A 24187-nucleotide genomic window follows, 5' to 3' on the forward strand; every position below is an offset into this window, starting at 1 on the left:
ACTTTGCGTAGTAACACATGTGACCCAAAGGTAAGAAGCGTTTTGGAAAAACAAGGAAAGTAAACAACTTGGTATCATAAAAATGTAGATAGTGATTAGGGCAGTCTGACCGTGACGGTTCGGCTGCTTTTTAGTTTTGTAGTAGGTAGGATGCTCTTTCTGATGCCTATGCAAGGTGCTGCCCTGTTTTAGTCTGATGTGCTGACTGTAGAATTTTTCCGAGGTCGTAATGCTAAGTGTGGCAGTATCAGACTGAAAAAAATCTAAAATAGGACTGAAATAAACGAAAAAACATTGCAAATTATTTTGCCGTTTAGTTACAAATCTTTATGTTTGCAAAGTTGAATGATTGTTGCAGGCTTTTACGGCACTTCGCTCTTCGAGTTTCAACTTTCAGAATTCAACAGAAAACATTTGTCTATTTAGAATTATTAATTAAATTTTATAGGTATGATTATAGAGAGATTCCTGCAGTATATGAGCTACAAAAATTTGAATGATAATCAGGTCACTATTCAGTGTAATCTTTCAAACGGTTTAATTGGTGCTGCAAAAAAAGGTAGAAGCGATTTGGGTAGGAAGGCAATCAGTAAGATTTTGGCTACTTATCCCGACTTAAACAAGGTGTGGCTGCTAACAGGCGAGGGCAATATGATTCTCGAAAAGTCTACGGCTGTAGAGACCGAGAACGAACCGTCTGAACTGCTTTCAAACCTCGAGCTCGAAAACAAACTGCTAAAGGCGCAGATTAAGAAGGCTGAGGATATGAACGAACGCCTGCTCAGAATCGTCGAGAAAATGGGTGCTTTCTAATTTAAAAAATTGAATTCAAGAAACAGAATCCCGGTTTGGCAACTAAGCTGAATCGGGATTTCGTTGTTTTTTCTGTGGCAGTATATAGATGCTGAAAGCGTCTCCGCTTAGTAACCGTAGGTCGGAACGACCTGCGGAATAAGAACTATTAACTGCGTGCACTCTGAATGAGTGCCCCATTAGTTGCAATGGGCGACCGCTTTCAGGGTCAGTTATGTTAGTGTCTTCTTAGTCCGCAGATCCTACGGATGCTGCGGTTACTGATAGGTGACGCTTTCTGCGTCATTCCAGTTCTTTTGTTCAGCCGAATTTGCCGCTCGACCTCTGTTTGCTTGATACACGATAAGAGGTTCAAGTTCAGCCGAATTTGCAATTCGGCTGTGGAGAAAAATGGGAATTTGCCGCTCGAACTTTGTTCGCTTGCTACCGTAGGGACGCAAGAATTCCCACCACTGGAAAAACGTCGTTATGCGCGCAGTTTTTTGTCGCTTTGCGACAATGGGAGTTACAAACTCCCGTATATAATGCTGCTGCCGAATTGTAAATTCGGCAGAACCTAAGGGTGGAGTTTCTTATCCAGAACTCCCACAATTGTTAATTGTGAATTGTCCATTGTCAATTATGAATTATGAATTATGAATTTAAATTTTCAACTCCCACAATTGTCAATTCCGAATCATATTCTTGCATTTTATATTCAGAAAGTCTTAACGATTGTTAAAAAAGTGCGTTTTCAATCCCTATTAACTTTTTTTAACGTTTGAGATGTATGCAGATGAAATTTTTGTTGTTTCTTTGCACCCGAAATAAACAAAATATCAAGTCAAAAACTTAAATGTGACAACTAATTCGCATCTTTTATCTCGGTAAATGCTGAGAAATTGCGGTGTGGAGGGTGAAAAATTTTTTGTTAAATTAACTAATTACTAATTTCATTTAAAATGAAGAAAATCTTTTTGATGATGGCTTTCGTAGCCATGACTTTGGGTGCAGCTGCACAGGAGAATTCATTTAACGTTAAGGGTGGCGTAGGTCTTTCAAGTCTTGAGGATTACAGCGCAGCATCTTATAAGTTGAACTGGAAGATTGGTGCAGGCTATGAGTTCCGTCTTAACGATCTTATCGGTATCGAGCCTTCTCTTATGCTTAACAGCAAGGGTTACAAGACTGATTATAATTTGGGTGCTATGTCTGCTTTGATAGACAGCAAGGATATTAAGAACGAGACTATCAACTTGCTTTATGTTGAGGTTCCTGTAATGTGTAACTTCCACATCAACGACAACTGGGAGCTTGGTGCTGGCGTATATGGCGCATATCTTGTTGATGATAACACTAAGGACGATGTTTATTATTCCGTTGGTAGTGCAGTTTCTGCTATAAACGATTATTTTACTGGTAACACTAAGCTTGACGAGGATGATTTCAAGCCTCATACATTCGACTTCGGTGCTTACGCTGTTGCAAAGTACAACTTCGAGAACGGCTTGTTCGTAGGTCTTGACTATTCTTATGGCTTTGGCGAGTTGTCAAAGTACAACAAGGGTAAGAACATGACATTCGGTGCTTTGGTTGGCTTCCGTTTCTAATTTGTAAGAAACCCAATTAAATTATACCTAAATTCCCGAGTGATTCGTTTTTTTTTCGAATCGTTCGGGGATTTTTTTTGCGTATATTCGAATTAAAATCATGATAAGCTAAATTCTTGTCCGAAAAATATTCTGATGTCATTATTTTTTACTTCTTTTGCTAGCGGAAAGACAAGTTTGTGGCGGACCGCCATTTTCTATCGCATCCGAAATTATAAGTTAAGCTAATCACTAATATTTAAACTGACAAATGAGAAAATTATTATTAATGCTTGCTTTTGTTACCCTTGTCCTTGGCGCGAAGGCTCAGGAAAATGCGTTCAGCATCAAGGGTGGGGCAGGATTTGCAATGCTTCAGGACGATACTGATGCCGATGTGAAGCTAAGCTGGAAATTTGGACTTGGCTATGAGTTCCGTCTCAACGACCTTATAGGCATCGAGCCTTCTTTGATGATCAGCAACAAGGGCTTCAAGTTTAAAGACGATGATTATTATCATTACGACAAGACATTCAATCTGCTTTATGCCGAAGTGCCAGTAACGTGCAACTTCCATCTGGGCGACCATTGGGAACTTGCCGGCGGACTCTACGGTGCTTATCTCTTAAACGACAATACCGAAAGCATATTTGGAAACTTGCGTAAGTTCGAAATCGGAACGACTGCCGCAGCCAAATATAATTTCGATTGCGGTCTGTTCTTGGGACTTGACGGCTCGGTATCGGCAACCAGTTTCCAGAAGGATTACAGAGGCAGAAACTCAGCATTCAACATTCTGGTTGGCTTTCGATTCTAACTCGCAAGATATATCGAGATTCCCGAAGGTGATGTCGCTTTCGGGATTTTTATCTGCAATAGTTTGATAATCATCGATAAAACATACCGAATCGAAAATGTTTTCTATCTTTGCACCGTTTTAGAGTAGAAAGGTAATTATTTTATCAAATCATAAAAATGAAAAAACTATTTTTAACGATGGCTTTCGCAGTCATTGCGCTTGGTGCCGCAGCACAGAAAGATGTAGCCAAGAATGATCATGTGACTTTGAAGGCTGGCTTGGGATGGGCTACTTGCTACCGAAACAGTAGCCATTACGATCCGTGCGACGATGTGGTATCTATGTTTAAGGTAGGTTTGGGCTTCGACCACCATTACAACAGAGTTGTCGGCATGGGATATTCCCTGAATCTGCATGTCAGATATGCCGGCAATTATGATGAATATTACGTTGGGGGGACTAACAACGATGACAGCGAGTATTTGTACGATTTTGTTGCGCCGATACATATCAATCTGTATCCGAGCAAGCATTGGGTTCTGAGTTCAGGCTTGTATTGCTCAATCTCGGCATCGCAAGGCTTTGATTCTGATGTCGACTTTGGTTATATCACAAGTGCACAGTATCAGTTTAACAGCGGCTTGTTCATCGGACTGGATGCGAGCCTTGGATTTATTCCGAAAAGAGATGACGATAATGCAGGAAACTGCACGGCAAGTATGTTCATAGGCTTTGCTTTCTGATGTTTTTTTGCTGAAACAGAAAAATGTTATTATATTTGCAGCGCATTTTAAGTAGAATTAGTTAAACAGTTAAAATTATCAAATCAAACCAAATGAAAAAGTTTTTATTGATGATGGCTTTCGCAGTCATCACTTTGAGTGCCGCAGCGCAGAAGAGCGGTTTCGACGTAAAGGCTGGTTTCGGTCTTTCAAGTTACATGGGCGATGCTGCTGATGGTGCAGATGCTAAGTTCAACTGGAAGGTTGGCGCAGGCTACGAGATTCGTATCAACAAGCTTATCGGCATCGAGCCATCTTTGATGCTTAACAGCAAGGGTGCTGAGTATTCTAGGTGGGATGGTAACAGAAAGTTTACTACAACCAACAACTTGCTTTATCTTGAGATGCCGGCAATGTGTAACTTTCACCTTAACAGAAACTGGGTGCTTGGTGCAGGTCTTTACTGTGCTTTCCTTGTAGACGATGACGACACAGACTTCGATAATTTCGATGCAGGTCTTCGTATTGGCGGTAAGTATCAGTTCGACAGCGGTTTCTTCCTTGGTCTTGATGCCTCATTCGGTGGTGTAGATTTGGATAAGCACTACGATGCTCAGAACATCACTTTCGGCACAGTAGTTGGATTCGCATTCTAAATTCATAACTTAGGAGTCGCCTTGGTTTAGGCGGCTCTTTTTTTTGATAATAATTATGAAAAAACTATTTAATGCAATCAGAAAATCCGATTTAGAAACGGTTAGACAAATTATTCTGAAACAGCCAGAACTGGTAAACTGTGTGGCAAAGCTGCCGCCAAAGAAAGACGACGGGCAGTCGCCGCTGCAAGTGGCTCTGAAAACAGGTAATAATGACATCGCCGAATTTCTTATCGATAATGGGGCAGATGTTAATTTTATTGAAGATGAGTCGTGCTGTAACGAGTGGAGAACGCCCGTTCTTCATGATGCAATAAACTGTGCCGTGATGCAGAGCCGGTGGAACTCCAACGGTCGTGATGGATTCCATGTTTTCTCAACAAAAGAAAAGGCATCGGCATCTCTTTCCATTCTGAAGAAGATGATTGCTGCCGGAGCCGATGTAAATGCGCTCGATTCCTGCGGAAATTCGTGCTTATGGCGTTTTACATTGCAGGCAAATCAGATTTTGCCGCAGTATATCTATGCCGAACATCGGGAATGTGACAACCGCGTTTTTACAGCAGAATTACACGAGGATTTAAGACAAATACTAACTGCATTGAGAGATGCAGGAGCAGATGTGAACTATAAAAGACCCAATAGGGGAGCAATCCGCGATGTTTTTCGCGAAGGCTCTATTGTCGTGTTGTTCAAAGAGGTGTTTGGGTAGTTTGTTTTTTGTCCTCAAAATTGTGTCAAAGGGCAATTTATCGATAAAAAAACGATTATTTCTGTAAAAATACCTATCTTTGCATAGATAAAGTAATGATACTATCTATTAACAACAATAATTTTCAATTGAATGAAAAAGTTTATTTTGGTTATGGCTCTTGTAGCCGCTTCTGTGTGTGCCAATGCACAGGAAAAAGCAAGACTGACTGTTAAGGTGGGCGGAGGCTATGCTGGCTTAATTGGTGCAGAGTCCGACAATGTAAAGTTTGATACAAGTTTTAAGGCTGGTATTGGCTGTGAATTTCCGCTGAATGATTTAATCGGCATCGAGCCATCTTTCATGTATTGCCAGAAGGGCTTTTCTGGAGAAACTCCCAAATCGCCTAATTACGGTGACTACAAGTGGAACGTTAAGTACATTGAAGTGCCGGTGATGTGCAACTTTCATCTAAACGACAAGTTTGTACTTGGCACAGGACTTTATTTCGCAAGCCTCATCGACGATTACGGACTGTCTGATACAAACTCTTTCGACTCGGGTTTGGCTGTCAACTTAAAGTACAATTTCAAGAATGGCTTGTCGGTTGGTGCAGATATGACAACGGGTTTTTCAAGAGTATTCAAGAATATAGAGGCTTATAACTGTATGGTCGGAATAGTGGCAGGTTATTCATTCTCATTCTGATAAGTGCAAAAAAAATGCAGCAATAAATCTTTCTTTATTACTGCATTTTTTTGTTTTATTTCGTCATCCATTTCTTCATGCCATCGGTGTAATATACAAGGTTTTCGCCCTTGTTGCCCGAATAGATGAAGTAGGCTTGAATTTCGGGATGCTTGGCGAGCAGAGCCTTAGCCTTGTCGAGTCCCATAACCATGAACGATGTAGCAAACGCATCGGCTGTGGCGCAGTCTTTGGCAAGCACCGTGCTGCTCAGAATGCTGTGCTGAACAGGGTAGCCCGTCTTTGGATCGATGGTGTGGGCATATTTCTTGCCGTCCTTGTAGTAGAAGTTGCGGTAGTTGCCCGATGTTGCCATGGCAATATCCGTAACGTTAAGGATTGTCTGCTGCTCTGTTTCTATGGCAAGCGAGTCGTCAACAGGCTTGCTTACGCCAATCCTCCAACTCTTGCCATGCGGATTGTGACCTTTTACCACAATTTCGCCGCCAATCTCAATCATATAGTCAGTAATGCCCAAGCGGTCGAACAGTCTTGCCACGCAGTCCGTTCCGTAGCCTTTGGCAATGGCGCTGCAATCGAGCATTATGCGGTTGTCGTCCTTCTTTATCTTGCCGCCTTCGAGTCTTACTTTCTGGTAGCCCACGATGGCGCGCAGACTGTCAATCTTCTGAGCCGTGATGCTGTCTTTCTTCTTGAAACCGAATCCCCACGCGTTTACGAGCGGAGCAACGGTTATGTCGAAACAGCCGTCGGTTACGGTAGAAATGCTCTGTGCCAGATTGAATACGTTTGTGAACATACTGTCGGGCGTAACGTCCTCGTTGCGGTTAATCTTGCTTATTACCGATTCTTTGTTGAACGGCGACAGCGAGAAATCAACCTTCTTCAGTTCCTTTTCGATGTCAGCCTGAATGTCGCGGTCGTAGTTGTAGCTTGCCGAGTAGATAGTGCCGAAAATCGTTCCGTTGTTCTTGAAGTAGCGGAGGTTGGCGCTACCGTTGTTACTTCTGACAATCCATACCGTTGCGGCAATCAGAGCCAGCAGGAATATCCATCGAAATTTAGTCATCTTATGTTGTGTGTATGATTCTTCTATTTTCATTTAAACCGAATGTTTTTTATGCTGATGCGTTTACAGATGCAGGTCGAAAATCAGACTGTAGTTCAGTCCCCATTGCGTGTCGCGGTTGTTTCCGTAGCCCGGAATGTACCACGGCGATGCAATTTTTGTTGATTTTGCCGTGAACTTGCGTTTGTAGTGCAGCGACCATCCCATGTGGAATCCGCTTATAATCTGTGCCTCGAAACCAAGTCCAATCTCGCCCCAAGCAGCGCGACTGCTTATGCCCGATTCGTTGAAGTATAGTTCTTCGCCGCCCCAAACAGGGTCTACTATCGGATTGTGCGTCTCAACATCGTACTTGAATTTGGTGTAGCCGAATCGCACGCCGGCATACAGACGGTTGCCCTGATGCTTGTTGCGCAGCATGTTGTAGTCGCATCCCACGCGGAAATACGGAGCCTTACTCTTGTAACTGATATTGGTCTCGTCGTTGGTATGGTCGCACATTCCGTAGCCCAGTTCGAAGATTGGGAAGAACGTGTCCTTGAGATTGATGCGCAACGAAGCCTCGGCATTGCCATACGAGCCGAACTTGTATCGCGCCAGACCGAAGAGGTCTACGCCCACGGCAGCACCCTTGAACAGGGCAACGCTGTCGTTGTCTTGTGCAAGAATTCTCTGAGCCTGCTCCTCGGCAATCTGCTGTTGTGCGTGTGCTGCAACAGAGAAGGCAAGCAGGCTAATCAGCGTTAATATCTTCATATTCGAAATGAATGTTTTCTGTCCGGTCGAATGTTACTTCGCCTTTGGTTATCGTTGCCTTTCTTATCTGTTTGTCGAGCGGTTCAACCTCGATGTCCGTTATCATGTGATAGGCGCAGGGCTGATTGTCCATGTTCTCGAAATGTAGCCAGTTGTCGTGCGTAACCGTAACGTTCACCTCGTCAACCTTGCTGCCGTTCTTGAAACTGAACTTGAACACGTCCTTGTTCTTGCTGTAACTCAGCGGAAGGCTGATGGTCTTGCGGCCGTATCCCTGGGCATAGGTTACGAGCACAGAGTCTGTGCCCTCGGCGGTTATCTGTAACGAGTCGGATATGGCTATGCTGTCGCCATTCTCGTTATAGAACCGCATCATGCAGTACGACGTGTGGTAAAGCTGATAATCGATTTCCGAACAGCTCTGCCACAATGCAGTTAAGGCCATCGCGAGGATGACCGTTAACCGTAGGCTGTATTTCCTGACTTTGCGCATCAGATTTCCTTTTCTATCTTGTAATTGTTACGTTCTGGGGAGTTGCGGCTGATAAGTTCGCCAAGGAAGCCTGCCACGAAAAGCTGAGTTCCCAGAATCATCATCGTTAGGGCGATGAAGAAGTAAGGGCTGTCTGTTACCAGATTGTAAGGCATTCCCATGTACATCTTCGTAAGTTTGAGTGCGCCTACAGCCACGCAGGCACATACACCGATGAAGAACATTATGCTGCCAAGAAAGCCGAAGACGTGCATTGGCTTCAGACCGAAACTGTTCAGGAACCACAGCGACAAGAGGTCGAGATAGCCGTTCACAAATCTGTTCCAGCCGCCGAACTTTGTGCTGCCGAACTTGCGTGCCTGATGATGCACAACCTTCTCGCCAATCTTGCTGAAACCGGCATTCTTTGCAAGATAAGGAATGTATCGGTGCATCTCGCCGTATACCTCGATATTCTTTATCACGTCCTTGCGGTATGCTTTCAGTCCGCAGTTAAAGTCGTGCAGATTCTTTATACCGCTCACCTTGCGCGCCGTTGCGTTGAACAACTTTGTAGGGATTGTCTTTGACAGCGGGTCGTAACGTTTCTGCTTGTATCCTGAGACAAGGTCGTACTTGTCTTCCGTAATCATTCTGTAAAGTTCCGGTATCTCGTCTGGACTGTCTTGGAGGTCGGCATCCATCGTGATGACAACATCGCCCTGTGCACGCTCAAATCCGCAGAACAGGGCAGGACTCTTGCCGTAGTTGCGGCGGAACTTTATGCCCTTTACGCAGTCCGATTTCTTCTGAAGGTCTTCGATAACCTGCCAAGAAGAGTCGGTGCTGCCGTCGTTTACGAATATAACCTCATAACTGAAGTTGTTCTCGCGCATTACGCGCTCAATCCAAGAATATAGTTCCGGAAGCGATTCCTCTTCGTTGTAAAGAGGCACAACAACTGAAATGTCCATATTTTAGTCTTTTAATTTGTTTCTTCTGAAATAGTGAATTATGCACAGCGGAATGCAGATGATAATGTGCTGCATCAGTATGCTCACGGCAAAGTTATATGCTATCTTTACTGGGCTCATTCCTTCAAGTGAAGAGGTGACTGTGCTCATTATCTGTTCGAGTGCCTGTATTGTCTCCTTGCCGTTTGCAGTTTCAGCCTGAGCCTTCATTGCTGGGTCGGACAAGAAAAGGTCGAAATTGTGATTGATGGCTCTTACCATGTAACCGTTGTCTACAAACTGGAAGTATACAAAGATTACAAGTGTATAGATGATAGCCGAAAAGAAGCAGATATTAGCCATATATCTGAAATCGGCAAGTGCTGTGAATTTGTCGGCTCCGTATGTCTTGAAGTGCTTGAAGCTCTTGGCTTGTATAACGTAGATAGCCACAATATACAGAGCCATAGTCGGCAATGTCAGAATGCTTACAGATAGACTAGCCATGAACGTAAGAAAGCCTATCGACCATAATGATCCCACTATGATGCCGTCCTTCTGAGGTCCATAGAAACTCATGCGATTGAAATCGCGCTCGCTATTTGATGTATTCATAAATTATAGTCGACTATTGTGCTTAAAAACAAAAAAGAGAACAACCGAAGTTATTCTCTTTTTGAGCCTCTTGTCGGATTCGAACCAACGACCCCGAGATTACAAATCACGTGCTCTGGCCAACTGAGCTAAAGAGGCAGGCGGGTAAGCAATCTACATCGCGCCGCTACAACCAACTACCTTTGCTGCCGTCAAGCCCTGGAGGATTCGAAGGGAGCTGGCCGTATAGGACTTACCCATGTTTTGTTGTTTGCACCGGCTTTATTTCCGATTGCGGTGCAAAAGTAGTACATTTCTGGGAACTACCAAAACTTTAAAGAGAAAATTTTGTGTAAAAGTGCATTTTTTTGAAAAATGCACTTTTTATACCTTATATATTAAACAGACATCAGAAAGTTATCTTCAGAATCTTTCCGTTGTACGCATCTACGGTGATGTTTGTAAGATGGTCGGGCACTATCGACAGCTTTTCTTCCTTGCCTGTAAGAAGGTCTGTTGCCGTAACTTTGCCCAAATCTTTCGGAAGGTTGAGATAGTCGAACGCGTGCATTGGCAGGTTTACGCCCATCTTTGCCTTCATTCCGTCGAAGTTGGCAACAATCACGAGCAGTTCATTCTCGTATTTGCGCAAGAAGCAGTAGTGCTTGTAGTCGTTGAATGTCCAACTGCCTTGGTTTACATACATCACATCGAAGAACTGGCCGTCGCTTATGGCTTTCTCTGTTCTGATGATGCTGAGCAGCCTTGTGTAGAATGCGCGTACTTTCTTCTCGTTTGCCGTAAGTTTGTCTTCGTTGAACTTTCCGCCGTTTCTCCATCGGTAGATGCTGTTAATCGTCCAGTAGTCGAAGATTGTTGTGCGTCCGTCCTGACCGCTGAAGCCTTCGCAGTCCATGCCCATCTCGCCGAGTTCCTGTCCGAAGTAGAGCATGAACGGATTATTGTTGATGCAAGAGCTTACTATAACGGCAGGCTTAGCCTTCAGGCCGCCCTTGAACAGAAAATCAGATGCAAGTCGCTGCTCGTCGTGGTTCTCCATGAAGTTGAGCATGTGCGGAGCGCAGTCGCCCAAGTTCTGCCAGCAATGCGTAATCTGCGAAGCAGAGCGGTCGCCGAGTGTTACGCCCTTCAGCGTGTCGTATAGTCCTACCTTGTCGTACAGATAGTCGAACTTGCCGCGGTTTATGTAGTTCCAATATTCGTTTGGATTGTAAACCTCGGCGATGAACAGAATCTCCGGATATTTCTCCTTTATCTGCGGAACGACCCATTCCCAGAACTCAACCGGAACCATCTCGGCCATGTCGCAGCGGAATCCGTCGATATTCTTTGCCGACCAGAACAGGAGAATGTCGAGCATCTTGTTCCAAGTGTCGGGGATAGGGTCGAAATAGCATGTACCGCCGTTGCAGTAGTCAACACCGTAGTTCAGTTTCACGGTCTCGTACCAGTCGTTGGTGCAAGGCCATTGGTCAAATCTGTTGTTTCCCGTAGCCTTTGCCGGAAACTCGATGTACGGCTTCTTCTCGCCCTGCTGAAGGTCTATTGCGCCCTCGAGTTTGCAGTCGGGGATATAGTAGAAATTATTGTTTGGCGAGAATGCCTTGCGAACGTCGTCGTTCTCTCCGAGGTCGGCAATGCCTTCTCTCTTTGCGTCGGAATGATATTGGCGCGCAACGTGGTTCGGAACAAAGTCGATGATGACCTTCATGCCGTTGTCGTGCGTGCGCTTTACAAGAGCCTCGAATTCCTGCATTCGGTTTGGAACCTTGTCGGCAAGGTCGGGATCAACGTCGTAGTAGTCCTTTATAGCGTATGGCGAGCCGGCTTTTCCTTTCACCACAGCCTTGTGGTCTTTTGCTATGCCTTGGCGCGAATAGTCGGTCTGAGTTGCGTGTTCAATAATACCTGTGTACCAGATGTGCGAGAAACCCATCTCTCTGATTGCGCTCAGAGCCTCGTTGGTGAAGCTTGAGAACTTGCCGCATCCGTTTTCTTTGATTGTTCCATCCTGATGCGGATGCTGTTTCGTGTTGCCGAACAATCTTGGTAATACCTGATAGATTGTAATCTTTTCACTCATAGTTTTTAATTCAAATTTAAAGTCCTTAATATCATATTTCGGTAGTGAGAATCTGTTTCTTTTATCCCGAACGAATCCCGAAGGAATCCCGAATGTTTTAAATAGATTCTTTTGTATGAAAAATAAAGGACCGTACGGCATGGCACGGTCCTGTTTTAGTTTATCCTTGAATTCCTGAGACAGAAACCTCTCTCGAGATTTTCACAATCATTCCCTGAAGTGCTTTTCCCGGGCCGCATTCAACGAACTCGGTAGCACCTGCTGCAATCATGTTCTGTACCTCCTGAGTCCAGCGGACTGATGCCGTAAGCTGTGCTATCAGGTTCTTCTTGATGTCGGCAGGCTCGGTGTGTGCCTGAGCATCTACATTCTGGTATACAGGGAACTTAGGAGCGTTGAATGTTGTCTTCTCTATTGCTGCTGCAAGTTCGTCCTTTGCCGGCTGCATAAGAGGAGAGTGGAACGCACCGCCAACCTTCAGCGGAAGGGCGCGCTTTGCTCCGGCTGCCTTAATCTTCTCGCAAGCCTCGTTTACAGCGTCGATGTTTCCGCTTATTACAAGCTGTCCCGGACAGTTGTAGTTTGCAGGGATAACGATGTTGCCTTCTTTGCTAACCTCGGCGCAGATTGCCTCAACCTGCTCGTCTGCCATTCCGATGATGGCAGCCATTGTTGATGGGGCAGCCTCGCAAGCCTTCTGCATAGCCATTGCGCGGGCATATACAAGCTTCAGACCGTCTTCGAACGACAGAACGCCTGCTGCTGTAAGTGCCGACAACTCGCCAAGTGAGTGGCCGCCAACCATATCTGGGTTGAAGTTATTGCCCTGACACAAAGCAGTTATGACCGAATGAAGGAAAACTGCCGGCTGAGTTACTTTTGTCTGCTTAAGTTCGTCATCTGTTCCGTTGAACATGATGTCGGTAATTCGGTAACCTAATATCTCGTTTGCTTTCTCGAACAATTCCTTTGCTAAAGGGTTATTCTCATAAAGTTCTTTGCCCATTCCTACAAATTGGGCTCCTTGACCTGGAAAAACAAATGCTTTCATTATGTTATTGATAATAATTTGTGCAAAAATAAGTCATTTTTTTTTAATCCGATTCTTTTTGTTGATATATTTATTTATTTTTGCATGAAAATAAATTTAGTATAATCCAATGAAAAGGCAGAGTAACAAACATGTTGTTATTATGGCTGGTGGCGTAGGTAGTCGCTTTTGGCCAATGAGTGTAGCAGAAAAACCTAAACAGTTTATTGATGTATTGGGATGTGGAAGAAGTCTAATACAGTTAACCTACGATAGATTCAAGGATGTATGTCCGTCTGAAAACGTTTGGGTGGTTACATCCGAGATGTACAGGGATATTGTAAAGGAACAGTTGCCAGACGTGCCTGTTTCGCACATCCTTCTCGAGCCATGCCGCCGCAACACCGCTCCGTGCATTGCATATGTAAGCTGGCGTATCAAGTCTGAAGATGCCGACGCAAACATCGTCGTTACTCCTTCAGACCACGTTGTTATGAACGTTGCTGAATTCCAGAGAGTTATTAACACCGCGCTGGACTTCACTTCATCATCAGATGCCATCGTTACATTGGGTATGAAGCCAAACCGACCAGAAACAGGATACGGATATATTCAGGCCGACTTGAGCGTTCCTTCGCTCAGCAACAAGGAGATTTTCAGCGTCGATTCTTTCAGAGAGAAGCCTGACCTTGAGACGGCAAAGAAATACGTTCAGAAGGACAACTACTTCTGGAACGCAGGCATCTTTGTGTGGAGTGCGCACACAATCGTAAATGCTTTCAGAGTATATCAGCCTGCGCTCGCTTCAATCTTCGAGAAACTTATTCCTTATTATAATACTCCAGAGGAGCAGGCTAAGATTAACGAGCTGTTCCCAACATGCGAGAACATCTCTGTCGACTACGCAATTATGGAGAAGGCTGAGGAAATCTTCGTAATGCCTGCCGACTTTGGCTGGAGCGACTTGGGTACATGGGGCTCTCTTCACGGACAGGTTGAGAAGGATGCCGACAGCAACGTTGCCATTGGAAACAACATCAAACTGTTCGAGTGCAAGAACTGCATCGTTCATACAACAGACGAGAGAAAGGTCGTTGTGCAGGGACTCGACGGATATATCGTTGCCGAGAAAGACGGACAGTTGCTTGTCTGCAAACTTAGCGAAGAGCAGCGTATAAAGAATTTCCAGGAAGATTAACAATACAATAACTATACTGAACAGATGAAAAAATTGCTATCGTTGCCGCCTAACTTGGTGGACTGTTTCCATGAAATTGAAAATGTAAGTAAAGACGAATGGTTCTGCACCTCTGACCCCGTTGGTTCTAAACTCGGCTCAGGAGGCGGTACAACGTGGCTTCTCGATGAATGTTTTAAAGAGTGGGGCGGAGGAGATGATTTTGACTCTTGGCTGGCTAAGGACAAGCGTCTTCTTCTTCATGCCGGCGGACAGAGCCGCAGACTGCCTGCCTATGCTCCAAGCGGAAAGATTCTTACGCCGATTCCGGTGTTCCGCTGGGCTAAGGGGCAGCGTTTGGGGCAGAATCTGCTGTCGCTCCAACTTCCGCTCTACAAAAAGATGATGGACATTGCGCCCGACTGCTATCACACGCTCATAGCGAGCGGCGATGTGTATGTGCGCACGGCAAAGAGCCTGCAGCCAATTCCCGAGGCTGATGTTGTCTGCTACGGAATGTGGGTTGACCCTTCGCTTGCAAAGAATCACGGTGTATTCGTGAGCAAGCGTCAGACTCCCGATGTGCTCGAGTGCATGTTGCAGAAACCGTCTGTCGAGAAACTTGCTGAGATAATGCAGACTCATCTGTTCCTTATGGATATCGGCGTATGGCTGCTGAGCGACAAGGCTGTAAAACTGCTTATGAATCGCTCGCGTACTGCCGACGGACTGAAAAACTACGACTTGTATTCTGAATTCGGATGCGCCCTCGGCTCAAATCCGACTATCGACGATGCCGAACTGAAGGAACTGAAGGTTGCAATTCTTCCGCTCGACGGCGGCGAATTCTATCATTACGGAACAAGTCGCGAGATAATTTCATCTACTCTCAGAATACAGAACTTGGTGAACGACCAGCGCGAGATTATGCATTTGGGCGTGAAGCCAAATCCTGCAATCTTCATCCAAAATTCGGAGATGATGCAGAAACTCGCGCCGGAAAATGAAAATGTATGGATTGAGAATTCCTGCATTTCCGAAGGATGGAAACTCGGTTCAAACCAACTCATAACTGGCGTTCCTGAAAACAACTGGAACTTGACCGTTCCGTCAGGAGTCTGCGTTGATGTCGTTCCGCTGAACGATGACGAGTATGTTCTTCGCCCATATGGCTTCAACGATGCCTTCCGAGGCTCGCTCAACGACGAATCTACGATGTTCATGGGACGTCCGTTCGCCGAGTGGGCTACCGTTCACAACGTGTGCGATATAACCGTTACAGATGAGAAGGACGACCTTCAGGCTGCGCAGATATTCCCTGTATTCAAGGATGTAGAAAGCATGGGCAGGGTTCTGGCTTGGATGATTTCGGACAACGAAGATGCCGAGGCTGAAGCATTTTACAAGGATGCGCAGAAGATGTGCGCCGATGAGATTTCGGCTCAGGCAAACCTCGTACGCCTACAGAAGCAGCGTGAGCAATTCCGCGCAGGCAACTGGAACTCGCTGAGCCGGAATTACGCAAACAGCGTGTTCTATCAGGTAAATCTTGCCGATGCAGCCAAAGAGTTCGTAGACAACGGGTTGGAAATGCCGGCTGCAATTCCGTCCGCAACTCCGCTGATGACTCGTATTCACGACCATATCTTCCGTTCCCAATACCTGCGTCTGAAAGGAGAGGATTACAAGGCGGAGGACGACAAAGCGTTCGAACTTCTGCGCGAGGGACTTACCGAGACGGTGCTTGCAAACAAACAGCAACCAAGGCTTAATGTACAGTCCGACCAGATTGTGTGGAGCCGCTGTCCTGTTCGCATCGATATTGCCGGCGGATGGACTGATACCGCGCCTTACTGCTTGATGGAAGGCGGAAATGTGGTTAATATCGCCATCGACCTTAACGGTCAGCAGCCGCTTCAGGCTTACATAAAGCCATGCCGCGAGTTTAAGATTGTGCTTCGGTCTATTGACCTTGGAGCGATGGAGGAGATTACTACTTATCGCGAACTTCAGGAGTTCTACAAGGTCGGCTCGCCGTTCTCAATTCCTAAGGCGGCACTCGTTTTGGCTGGCTTCTATCCAAACTATTCGTCAGAAAACTTCGAATCTCTTGAGCAGCAGCTTCGCAGTTTCGGCTGCGGAATTGAACTCACAACATTCTCTGCCATTCCGGCAGGCTCAGGCTTGGGAACAAGTTCTATTCTGGCATCTACGGTTCTCGGCGCAATTTCCGATTTCTGCGGATTGGCGTGGGACAAGAACGAAGTGGGGCAGAGAACGCTCGTTCTCGAACAGCTTCTTACAACTGGCGGCGGATGGCAAGACCAGTTTGGAGGCGTTCTGCACGGCGCAAAACTTCTCCAGACAAATGCCGGATTCGACCAATGCCCGTCAGTCAAGTGGTTGCCACAGCAGTTGTACACGAAGCCCGAATATGCGGCGTGCCATCTGCTTTACTACACAGGCATCACTCGCACGGCAAAGCAGATTCTTGCCGAAATCGTTCGCGGAATGTTCCTGAACTCTACCGAACATCTCGAACTTCTTGCCGAGATGAAAGAGCATGCGCTCGACCTCTACGACGCTATCCTGCGCGAGGATTTCGACCGCATGGGACGCCTTATAGCCAAGACTTGGAAGCAGAACCAGCGACTCGACAGCGGAACAAATCCGCCAGAGGTGCAGAAAATCTGCGAGATGGTGAAGGACTACTGCCTTGGCTACAAGCTGCCGGGCGCAGGCGGCGGAGGCTTCTTGTACATGGTGGCAAAGAGTCCAGAGGCAGCACTAAAGATAAGAAATATCCTTACCTCAAATCCGCCTAACGAGCGTGCTCGCTTTGTGGATATGAAACTAAGCGACAGCGGTTTGCAGGTAAGCAGAAGTTAATTTTGATATGCAAGAAAACAAAACATCATTGGTAAGGACACGAGATGGCAAGAATTATCTCGTGCCTTTCTCGCTTATAACATTATTGTTTTTTCTTTGGGGATTTGCAAACAGCACCCACGGAGTTCTGAACAAGTTCTTTCAGGATGCTCTGCAACTGAAGAGTACCGATACGGCATGGATTCAGGCTATGGTCTATGGCGGATATTTCCTTATGGCTATTCCGGCAAGTAAGATTATCAGTAGGTTTGGCTATAAGACAGGCGCACTTACCGGATTGTGTCTCTTTGGCATTGGTGCGTTGCTTTTCTATCCAGCAAGTACAACGCTTAGTTTTACGTTTTTCTTGTTCGCTCTTTTCGTTATGGGCTGCGGAATGACTTGCCTCGAAACGGCGTGCAATCCGTATGCTACGCGACTTGGCGACCCTGAGACTGGCGTTCAGCGACTGAATATGGCGCAGACCTTCAACGGACTCGGCTGTATTGGCGGTCCTGCAATCGGTCTGCTCGTATATAGCGGAGATACAGAAACCGCAGCAACAGAAGACGGAATGTTCAGAGTGGCTCTGCCTTACATCTGCATGGGTTTGACAGCCTTTGCCGTGGCTCTGTTCTTCTCGTTTATCAAGTTGCCTGATATTCGGGACGTTAAGTCGCAGAATGTTGATGAGGCTGACGCTAAAAGCGGACTGATTCACAATAACGGATTTCTGCTCGGTGCGCTGGCATTGTTCATGTATGTCGGCGCTCAGACGGTTCTGAATTCGTATTTTATCGGCTACACAACATCGCTTGAAGGACTTGACATCTCGCCAAAAACGGCATCTCTGTTGCTCGGATTCGGCGCAATGACTCTCTTCCTTCTCGGGCGAATAATCTGCAACTGGGTTATGAAGTTTGTCGAGGCACCTAAGATTCTTGCAGTCTTCAGCATCGGCGGAGTTGTAACGATGTTCCTAATGGCAATTCAGATTCTCGGCTCATCGGCAAATCTGGCAATGTATATGCTGGCGTTCTTCTTCGAGAGTCTGATGTTTCCTGCCGTCTTCGCCCTCTCTATCGAAGGGCTTGGCAAGAAGGACACGCAGACGGCTTCGGCAATCCTGATAATGTGCATCGTCGGTGGTGCTGTCGTGCCAATCGTAATGGCTTGGGTTGAGAATGTTACGAGCATGGCATTCTCGTTCGTCGTACCATCGGTTTGCTTCCTTTTCGTACTCATTTTTGCTTTGTATAAAGTGATTTTCCTAAAAAAAACGAATATTTAGTCAAATAATAAGTCCTTGTGACAAAAAAGTTCGGATTGCATTTTGCATTTCGGACTTTTTCTCTATCTTTGTGTGAGATAAAAGTAATTGTTAAAATGAAGTCATTTAGACATATCGTTTTAGTCGTACTGGTTTTATTTTTGGGGATAACAGATTGCTTCGCGATTAGTACAGATAACAAAGCGGGCAAGAAGTCGGACATTGCCCCAATCCTTGGCGACATTGCATGGCAACAAGAAGAGCCATTCAACATGTTATGTCCTAAAGTGGACGGCGACAGAACTGTGATAGGCTGCGTTTCGGCGGCGCTGTCGCAGATTTTCATGTACTATCAAAAACCCGTGGAGAGAACGGTTCCTATAACCGATGTCTTCGACGGAACTTGTCGCAAGCCTGTCAGATACGAGTGGGGCAAGATGCGTCATTCTTACAATAAGCCTTACAAGACAGAAGGTTATGACGAATCCGACTCGGCTGTGGCAAATCTGTGCTACGACCTTTCGGTTGCTTTGCAGACGGTTTTCGGCACAACGGGCTCTGATATGAAAGCGCCGGTCGACTCTGTGCCTATCTGGCTGAGCCGATATTTCGGATACAATGGTGTTCGAGTGTATCGTCGCAGCGGATATTCGTACGAGAATTTCGTAAATATTATTGATTATGAACTTGAGCACAACCGTCCGGTCGTTCTACTGGGAAAGCGTGTTTTCTTCCAAGATGGAAAGATAGGTCATGCCTTTATCTGCGACGGCAGAAAGGACGGGCTTTATCATTTCAACTGGGGTGACGGCTCGGGCGATGCAGTTTATGCAAGCCTCTACGAACTTGTGCCGCCTTATGATGAGAGTGGAACGCCAATGTGCGGATATACCAACGATTTGTATGTTCTGGCAGGTCTCGACCCAGATGCCGAAATGTCTGATCCTGAACTGTATGCAACATATCGCCAGTCGCCCGACGGTAACGACAGTTATTCGTGCCTTATAACGTCAAAATATCAGCAAAGTGGCGAGTTGGAGCGCGACTATGTCTCTGTTCCGTTCGGCTGTAACGTATTGTTCAACGTGTTTGCGCATCCAAACAGCAATGGTGGCAAGGACTGCGAGTTTGCCGTTGGATATCTGAATGAAGACAATCAGATTGTGTGTGCTTCGAAAAACGTTATCTTGTACGACAGAGAAAGCGTCAACTTCTATTATCTCGATGTTGTCGAAGATTTTAAGATTGGCAAGGTTTACAGAATGATGCCAATCTATCGCCTCGTAGGCTCATCAGACTGGAAGTTAATGGAAGGTTCTGATAACATCTTCTTCGAACTGAAGTTAAAGGATTCAAAAACGCTTGAATATCATGTTTCTACATACGATGTGGATGTCTACATGAAAGGTTTCGATTCTAATGCTGTTTACGAAGTCGATAAGTCCACTCCGGTTTCTATCGAGGTTAAGAACAACGGCGACTTGGAGTACGATTATCGCATCGACATAAAGGCACATAATATTGAGACAGGAAAGAGTGAGGAACTTCTGTCGCTCGATAATGTATGGCTTGGCACCGGTTACGGTTACGAGATTTCATGCGACATTCCTACGCCAAAGATGGAAGGAACGTACGATATTTTTGCCTATACTCAGTCTGAGAAACTAATCAGAAAACTTGCTCGCATTCGTGTAAGCAGCACCAGCGGCATATTATCTCCAATGCTTCCAGAGTGTGAGACAGATGAGAAGAAGGTTATCTACGGCTTCGACGGCAGACTACGTGGCAACAACATTAACGGATTAAAAGGTTTGTATATAATAAACGGTAAAAAGGTTATAAAGTAGCAGATGAAAGGGTTTTACACTGTGTTGCTGCTCATCGGTTCCAACATTTTTATGACATTGGCATGGTATGGGCATTTGAAACTGAGCCAGATGAAAATTTCAACATCTTGGCCGCTTTTCGGGATAATACTTTTTAGTTGGGGACTGGCTTTTTTTGAATATTGCCTTCAGATTCCAAGCAGTCGCATAGGCTTTCGCGACAATGGCGGACCATTCACGTTGATGCAACTTAAGGTTATTCAGGAGGTTCTTTCGCTGATAATCTTCACGGCGATAACATCGTTTCTCTTCCAAGGTTCTGAATTGCATTGGAATCATGTTGCCGCCTTCGTCTGCCTTATTTTAGCAGTTTATTTTGTGTTTATTTAAAGTTTTAGAGTTCAGTCCGCTAAACAGTCGCAAATTTCAAATTTAGATTCGTGTTAGATAAATTCTGGTGTATTTTAGTTGTAATCAATAGTGATTGTATATAATATGGATGGACAAAGAATACGAGACTTCTTTCAACAAGAAGTTTTATCAATGCTTGATACATATGAGAATTTTGAAAAGTTGATTCCTGCCCCTAAAGGTAGCGGAGCTGAACACAAGGGTGAAGATGGCCGATTTGTAGAGAATCTTATACGTAGTTTCCTAATTAAGTACCTTCCTAAAGAACTTGAAGTTTTAACCGGTTTTATTGTACGACCTGCAGTCAAAACAGGGAAAAATGACAGAAGTCGTAAAAAAGATACTGATAAGCATTCTACTCAGTTGGATATTATTGTTTATAATAGTGCCCAGTATCCAGTATACCTTCGTAGTAATGATACTGTTATTGTTCCACCCGAAGGAGTGATAAGTGTTATTTCTGTGAAGAAAACTCTTAATGACAAAGATATAGTTCATGAGCTAAAAGCGCTGAAAGATGTTTCTAAATTGTGTAGGTCAAGTGATATTCGGGCTCCATTTTTTGCTTTAGTGTCAATGGACAATAATATAGAAAAAAAAGACCCTGATACATTTGATTGGATTTTTGACAAAATGAAATCGTTATATGAAAGTGATAGCGCTGACTTAAGTTTTGATGATATGGTAGGATATGTTGGGGCATTCAAACACTGGGGAATATTCAAAGCTAGACCTTTAAAGAAATGTCCTAAAAAAGCTAAGTACGTTATGTTTAAGCATGAAGAAAAAAAGGAATTTCACTTAGGACTACAATTTCTTTTAACTGGTATTCTTAGTGTATTTTATGACAAATCAAGATCTACAATTACTAGACCTGGTTTTACTTCATTTTCAAGTGGGAGAACGCATGACAGAGAACTTGGCGTAATCAAATCTAAGTTCCCTGCATTAATTAACCCAAAACGGTCATTAGAAAAAAATAAGTAGCAAAATGTAAGTTGGTTTAATTATTCAGAGTCAATCATTAGCACTTTTTGCTTATATTTTTATAGGCTCCGGATACTTATCTGAACATTATGTAAGGCAAAATTTCTAATGACCGATTTGGGATTAAGGAATAATGATGTCTGCTAATTGATAATACAAATCACCCATTTGAAGAAAAATGGATTGTAATTAAGAATGTATAGCCTATAATGAGTAATTCTTTAAAAAAGTTGAAAGTCCAGTTTTTATGAATTCTGGACTTTCAACAGATAATCTTTTGTTTAGTTCTTTCTGAAATCCTTCTTTCTTCTGAACATGTGTCTTAGTCTGTGCATCTGGTTGCGCAGAGGTTGGATGTATTCAAGTATCGGGAGAGAGAAGAAATATCGGTTTTCATTAAACAATTTGCACGTCTTCTTCAGCATTATAGATCGGAGCAGCCATGTTGTGAGCATCAGCAGCCACACGAAAGATACTCCGGCAATAAGTTCAATCTGTTGCGGAGCGTTGTCTGCGTAGTCAAACAACTCCTTTAAACCGACTCTCTCGCCATTGGCATTGTGCGTGAACATAAGTAGGCCGGCGGTTTCGGCAACTGCCCATGCCAGAAGCAGATAGTTTATGAGGTAGAAACTTGCCCAGTGAATTCTGAACAGTGTCATATCTTTTAAGTGCTTTGACGTTTCGCGTTCGTACACCTTGTCCTCGTACCAGTCGGCTTTTGAATAAGGCATTTGCTGGCGCACGACGCTGTTAGGGTCGGTCTCAACTCGTGCCGTGTGGGCGCGGTGAATCTGGTTCACAAACATAGCATCCTCGCCGAATTTCAGGTTGAGGCAGTTCTTGAACCCCTCGTGCTTCATAAAAACAGACTTGCGGTAAGCCATGTTGCTGCCAGAGCCTATAAGGGCATTCCCGCTGCCAAATACGGTGCTGAACGAGCAAATCTGTTGCATTAGTCGTTCGAAGACAATTCGGCTGTTGAATGCAGATTTCTTGCGCTCGTAATTGCTGTATCCAAGCACAACGTTCGTGCCATTTGTAAAGTTACGCGCCATCAGCTTTAGCCATTGGTCTGAATCGGGCTTGCAGTTGGCATTGGTAAACACGAGCCATTCGTTCTTACTGGCTCTCACGCCGAGTGTAAGGGCAAGTTTGCGGTGACTTACGTATCGGGCAGATTCGGGTGTAAAAGTGTGGTAAAGGTTTGGATATTTTGCCTCCATATTCTTCAGAACCTCCTCGCTGTCGTCGTTTGACGCATCGTTTATTACAATGACTTCAAAGTCGGGGTAGTCCTGCTCAAGAATGTATGGCAGATTGTTTTTCAGAGCCTCGCCTTGGTTGTGTGCCGCAATAATGACAGACAGAGGTTCCTGACGGTCGGCATAAGTTGTTGTGCCCTTGAGCGTTTTCTTATGCTGATAGTATATCTGACCATAACGGGACAGGAGTCCTGTTGTCAGTGACAACAAGACTCCAGCCGAACCGTTTATAGCCCAATTCATCTCTTCAGTTAATCCGAACAGATTTATCATAAACAAATTCAATATTATATAAAATCTTCTGTAATGTAGCCTTTAGGCAGAGCGCGGCAGTTGTAACCGCTTGCCATAATCTCGCCATAGGCTCCAGCCGAACGCAGTGCTATAAGGTCACCGCGATGCGCTTTGTTAATGTCTATTGCCTTTGCAAACACATCACTGCTTTCACAGATAGGTCCTACAACATCGTATGTTTCGTTTGGCTCGTCGCTCGAGATGTTCTCAATCTTGTGGTATGCCTGATAGAGGGCAGGGCGGATGAGGTCTGTCATGCCGGCATCGACTATGCAGAACTGTTTTACCGAACCTTGCTTTACATACAGAGTCTTTGTTATCAGACTTCCGCACTGACCAACCACTGCTCGACCAAGTTCGAAGTGCAGATGCTGGTTGCTGCGCAGATTGAGATGCTTGTGATAGCACTCGAAATACTCGGCAAATGTTGGTATCGGAGCTTTGTTAGGGTTCTCGTAGTCGATGCCCAAGCCGCCGCCTACATTGATGTGCTCAACTGTTATTCCGTTGTGCTCGAGTCTGGTCTGAAGCTCGTTTATGCGGTTGCACAGAGCCACGAAGTCGGACATATCGAGAATCTGACTTCCGATGTGGAAGTGCAAGCCAATCCACTGAATGTTCTTCATTCCCTTGGCAATCTCGATAACCTTCTCCATGTCTTCCATGGCGATGCCGAACTTGTTCTCGGCAAGACCAGTTGTGATGTTGGCATGTGTATGTGCTCCCACGTTTGGATTTATGCGGAAGGCCACGCGTGCCACCTTGCCTTGCTTCTCAGCCAGTTCGTTGATAATCTCGAGTTCTGGAATGCTTTCTACATTAAAGCAGAATATTCCTTTCTCAAGACCAAGATTTATCTCCCAGTCGCTCTTTCCAACGCCGGCATAAACAATCTTGTCGGCAGGGAAGCCTGCGTTGAGTGCAGCCTTTATCTCGCCGCCGCTAACGCAGTCGGCACCGAAGCCGAACTGGTTGATAATTGACAGAACCTTTCCGTTTGCATTAGCCTTAACGGCGTAGTGCAGGCTGTAGTTCTCGTACTTGCCAATCTCTTTCTTTATTGTGTCGAGCGTCTCGCGTAGAACTTTTGTGTCGTAGTAGTAGAATGGAGTCTGCACGTTGGCAAACTTTTCTACAGGAAAATGACCTTTCAT

Annotated in this window: 21 protein-coding genes, 1 tRNA gene and 1 pseudogene; 13 read left to right on the top strand and 10 right to left on the bottom strand. The window is 45.0% G+C overall.

Features of this window, described 5'->3' with window-relative positions; genetic code table 11:
- Window positions 1-477: 477 nt before the first annotated feature.
- From T538_RS0103135 to T538_RS0103165, 7 genes are all read left to right on the top strand, one after another.
- Window positions 478-813 (top strand): hypothetical protein, encoded by a 336-nt coding sequence (locus tag T538_RS0103135; protein WP_155992973.1) that lies wholly within the window; start codon window positions 478-480, stop codon window positions 811-813.
- Window positions 814-1754: 941 nt separating this feature from the next.
- Window positions 1755-2402: a porin family protein gene (locus tag T538_RS0103140; RefSeq protein WP_031540786.1), complete on the top strand. Its 648-nt coding sequence runs from the start codon at window positions 1755-1757 to the stop codon at window positions 2400-2402.
- Between the two features lie 250 nt (window positions 2403-2652).
- Window positions 2653-3198, top strand: coding sequence for an outer membrane beta-barrel protein (locus T538_RS17580; RefSeq protein WP_081834837.1), 546 nt, complete (start codon window positions 2653-2655; stop codon window positions 3196-3198).
- Between the two features lie 158 nt (window positions 3199-3356).
- Window positions 3357-3923 carry a hypothetical protein gene (locus tag T538_RS0103150; protein WP_155992975.1) on the top strand — a complete coding sequence of 189 codons (567 nt, stop codon included), beginning with the start codon at window positions 3357-3359 and terminating at the stop codon, window positions 3921-3923.
- A 92-nt stretch (window positions 3924-4015) separates the two neighbouring features.
- Entirely contained in the window at window positions 4016-4558 is a 543-nt protein-coding gene (locus tag T538_RS0103155; protein WP_081834838.1) for an outer membrane beta-barrel protein, read from the top strand.
- A gap of 55 nt (window positions 4559-4613) precedes the next feature.
- Window positions 4614-5270, top strand: coding sequence for an ankyrin repeat domain-containing protein (locus T538_RS0103160; protein ID WP_031532094.1), 657 nt, complete (start codon window positions 4614-4616; stop codon window positions 5268-5270).
- Between the two features lie 132 nt (window positions 5271-5402).
- Window positions 5403-5957, top strand: coding sequence for a porin family protein (locus T538_RS0103165; protein WP_031540789.1), 555 nt, complete (start codon window positions 5403-5405; stop codon window positions 5955-5957).
- Between the two features lie 55 nt (window positions 5958-6012).
- Here T538_RS0103165 and T538_RS0103170 read toward each other — a convergent pair whose 3' ends face one another.
- From T538_RS0103170 to fabD, 8 genes are all read right to left on the bottom strand, one after another.
- The gene (locus tag T538_RS0103170; protein WP_031532096.1) at window positions 6013-7026 is read right to left on the bottom strand and encodes an FAD:protein FMN transferase; all 1014 of its coding nucleotides are present in this window, start codon (window positions 7024-7026) and stop codon (window positions 6013-6015) included.
- Between the two features lie 63 nt (window positions 7027-7089).
- Entirely contained in the window at window positions 7090-7782 is a 693-nt protein-coding gene (locus T538_RS0103175; RefSeq protein WP_031532097.1) for a DUF6048 family protein, read from the bottom strand.
- Window positions 7760-8227, bottom strand: coding sequence for a DUF6452 family protein (locus T538_RS0103180; RefSeq protein WP_031532098.1), 468 nt, complete (start codon window positions 8225-8227; stop codon window positions 7760-7762). The genes T538_RS0103175 and T538_RS0103180 overlap by 23 nt, the downstream gene beginning before the upstream one ends.
- A gap of 47 nt (window positions 8228-8274) precedes the next feature.
- Window positions 8275-9228 carry a glycosyltransferase family 2 protein gene (locus tag T538_RS0103185; RefSeq protein WP_031532100.1) on the bottom strand — a complete coding sequence of 318 codons (954 nt, stop codon included), beginning with the start codon at window positions 9226-9228 and terminating at the stop codon, window positions 8275-8277.
- Window positions 9229-9231: 3 nt separating this feature from the next.
- Window positions 9232-9822, bottom strand: a complete 591-nt coding sequence (locus T538_RS0103190) for a DUF4199 domain-containing protein (protein ID WP_031532101.1) — start codon at window positions 9820-9822, stop codon at window positions 9232-9234.
- 64 nt (window positions 9823-9886) lie between these two features.
- A tRNA-Thr gene (locus T538_RS0103195) sits at window positions 9887-9960 on the bottom strand.
- A gap of 250 nt (window positions 9961-10210) precedes the next feature.
- Window positions 10211-11905, bottom strand: a complete 1695-nt coding sequence (locus T538_RS0103200; RefSeq protein WP_031532103.1) for an alpha-amylase family glycosyl hydrolase — start codon at window positions 11903-11905, stop codon at window positions 10211-10213.
- Between the two features lie 160 nt (window positions 11906-12065).
- On the bottom strand, window positions 12066-12956 hold the full coding sequence (gene fabD, locus T538_RS0103205; protein WP_031532105.1) for an ACP S-malonyltransferase: 891 nt from the start codon (window positions 12954-12956) through the stop codon (window positions 12066-12068).
- Window positions 12957-13065: 109 nt separating this feature from the next.
- Here fabD and T538_RS0103210 point away from each other — a divergent pair, with 109 nt between their 5' ends.
- The 6 genes and pseudogenes from T538_RS0103210 to T538_RS0103235 all read left to right on the top strand — a co-directional run bounded on the left by T538_RS0103210 (window position 13066) and on the right by T538_RS0103235 (window position 21474).
- Window positions 13066-14133 (top strand): mannose-1-phosphate guanylyltransferase, encoded by a 1068-nt coding sequence (locus T538_RS0103210; protein ID WP_031532106.1) that lies wholly within the window; start codon window positions 13066-13068, stop codon window positions 14131-14133.
- Window positions 14134-14154: 21 nt separating this feature from the next.
- Window positions 14155-17001 (top strand): annotated as a pseudogene (locus T538_RS0103215) (bifunctional fucokinase/fucose-1-phosphate guanylyltransferase); the annotation flags it as partial.
- Between the two features lie 7 nt (window positions 17002-17008).
- Window positions 17009-18271, top strand: a complete 1263-nt coding sequence (fucP, locus tag T538_RS0103220; protein WP_031532108.1) for an L-fucose:H+ symporter permease — start codon at window positions 17009-17011, stop codon at window positions 18269-18271.
- Between the two features lie 95 nt (window positions 18272-18366).
- Window positions 18367-20097 carry a C10 family peptidase gene (locus tag T538_RS0103225; protein ID WP_081834840.1) on the top strand — a complete coding sequence of 577 codons (1731 nt, stop codon included), beginning with the start codon at window positions 18367-18369 and terminating at the stop codon, window positions 20095-20097.
- 3 nt (window positions 20098-20100) lie between these two features.
- Window positions 20101-20466, top strand: a complete 366-nt coding sequence (locus T538_RS0103230) for a DMT family protein (RefSeq protein WP_031532112.1) — start codon at window positions 20101-20103, stop codon at window positions 20464-20466.
- Between the two features lie 105 nt (window positions 20467-20571).
- On the top strand, window positions 20572-21474 hold the full coding sequence (locus T538_RS0103235) for a DUF6602 domain-containing protein (RefSeq protein WP_051655847.1): 903 nt from the start codon (window positions 20572-20574) through the stop codon (window positions 21472-21474).
- A gap of 281 nt (window positions 21475-21755) precedes the next feature.
- On the opposite strand, the gene T538_RS0103240 is transcribed toward T538_RS0103235, so the two are convergent.
- Complete coding sequence (locus T538_RS0103240; RefSeq protein WP_197025744.1) at window positions 21756-22982, bottom strand: glycosyltransferase; 1227 nt, start codon at window positions 22980-22982, stop codon at window positions 21756-21758.
- A gap of 44 nt (window positions 22983-23026) precedes the next feature.
- A complete protein-coding gene (gene lysA / locus T538_RS0103245; RefSeq protein ID WP_031532115.1) occupies window positions 23027-24187 on the bottom strand; it encodes a diaminopimelate decarboxylase in 1161 nt (386 codons plus the stop codon).

Source organism: Bacteroides sp. Ga6A2, from assembly GCF_000702225.1.
Lineage (GTDB): Bacteria > Bacteroidota > Bacteroidia > Bacteroidales > Bacteroidaceae > Ga6A1.

Coding starts and splice junctions, on each gene's coding strand:
- T538_RS0103135 (WP_155992973.1), top strand. CDS start 478: ATGAGCTACAAAAATTTGAATGATAATCAGGTCACTATTCAGTGTAAT.
- T538_RS0103140 (WP_031540786.1), top strand. CDS start 1,755: ATGAAGAAAATCTTTTTGATGATGGCTTTCGTAGCCATGACTTTGGGT.
- T538_RS17580 (WP_081834837.1), top strand. CDS start 2,653: ATGAGAAAATTATTATTAATGCTTGCTTTTGTTACCCTTGTCCTTGGC.
- T538_RS0103150 (WP_155992975.1), top strand. CDS start 3,357: ATGAAAAAACTATTTTTAACGATGGCTTTCGCAGTCATTGCGCTTGGT.
- T538_RS0103155 (WP_081834838.1), top strand. CDS start 4,016: ATGAAAAAGTTTTTATTGATGATGGCTTTCGCAGTCATCACTTTGAGT.
- T538_RS0103160 (WP_031532094.1), top strand. CDS start 4,614: ATGAAAAAACTATTTAATGCAATCAGAAAATCCGATTTAGAAACGGTT.
- T538_RS0103165 (WP_031540789.1), top strand. CDS start 5,403: ATGAAAAAGTTTATTTTGGTTATGGCTCTTGTAGCCGCTTCTGTGTGT.
- T538_RS0103170 (WP_031532096.1), bottom strand. CDS start 7,026: ATGACTAAATTTCGATGGATATTCCTGCTGGCTCTGATTGCCGCAACG.
- T538_RS0103175 (WP_031532097.1), bottom strand. CDS start 7,782: ATGAAGATATTAACGCTGATTAGCCTGCTTGCCTTCTCTGTTGCAGCA.
- T538_RS0103180 (WP_031532098.1), bottom strand. CDS start 8,227: ATGGCCTTAACTGCATTGTGGCAGAGCTGTTCGGAAATCGATTATCAG.
- T538_RS0103185 (WP_031532100.1), bottom strand. CDS start 9,228: ATGGACATTTCAGTTGTTGTGCCTCTTTACAACGAAGAGGAATCGCTT.
- T538_RS0103190 (WP_031532101.1), bottom strand. CDS start 9,822: ATGAATACATCAAATAGCGAGCGCGATTTCAATCGCATGAGTTTCTAT.
- T538_RS0103200 (WP_031532103.1), bottom strand. CDS start 11,905: ATGAGTGAAAAGATTACAATCTATCAGGTATTACCAAGATTGTTCGGC.
- fabD (WP_031532105.1), bottom strand. CDS start 12,956: ATGAAAGCATTTGTTTTTCCAGGTCAAGGAGCCCAATTTGTAGGAATG.
- T538_RS0103210 (WP_031532106.1), top strand. CDS start 13,066: ATGAAAAGGCAGAGTAACAAACATGTTGTTATTATGGCTGGTGGCGTA.
- fucP (WP_031532108.1), top strand. CDS start 17,009: ATGCAAGAAAACAAAACATCATTGGTAAGGACACGAGATGGCAAGAAT.
- T538_RS0103225 (WP_081834840.1), top strand. CDS start 18,367: ATGAAGTCATTTAGACATATCGTTTTAGTCGTACTGGTTTTATTTTTG.
- T538_RS0103230 (WP_031532112.1), top strand. CDS start 20,101: ATGAAAGGGTTTTACACTGTGTTGCTGCTCATCGGTTCCAACATTTTT.
- T538_RS0103235 (WP_051655847.1), top strand. CDS start 20,572: ATGGATGGACAAAGAATACGAGACTTCTTTCAACAAGAAGTTTTATCA.
- T538_RS0103240 (WP_197025744.1), bottom strand. CDS start 22,982: ATGAATTGGGCTATAAACGGTTCGGCTGGAGTCTTGTTGTCACTGACA.
- lysA (WP_031532115.1), bottom strand. CDS start 24,187: ATGAAAGGTCATTTTCCTGTAGAAAAGTTTGCCAACGTGCAGACTCCA.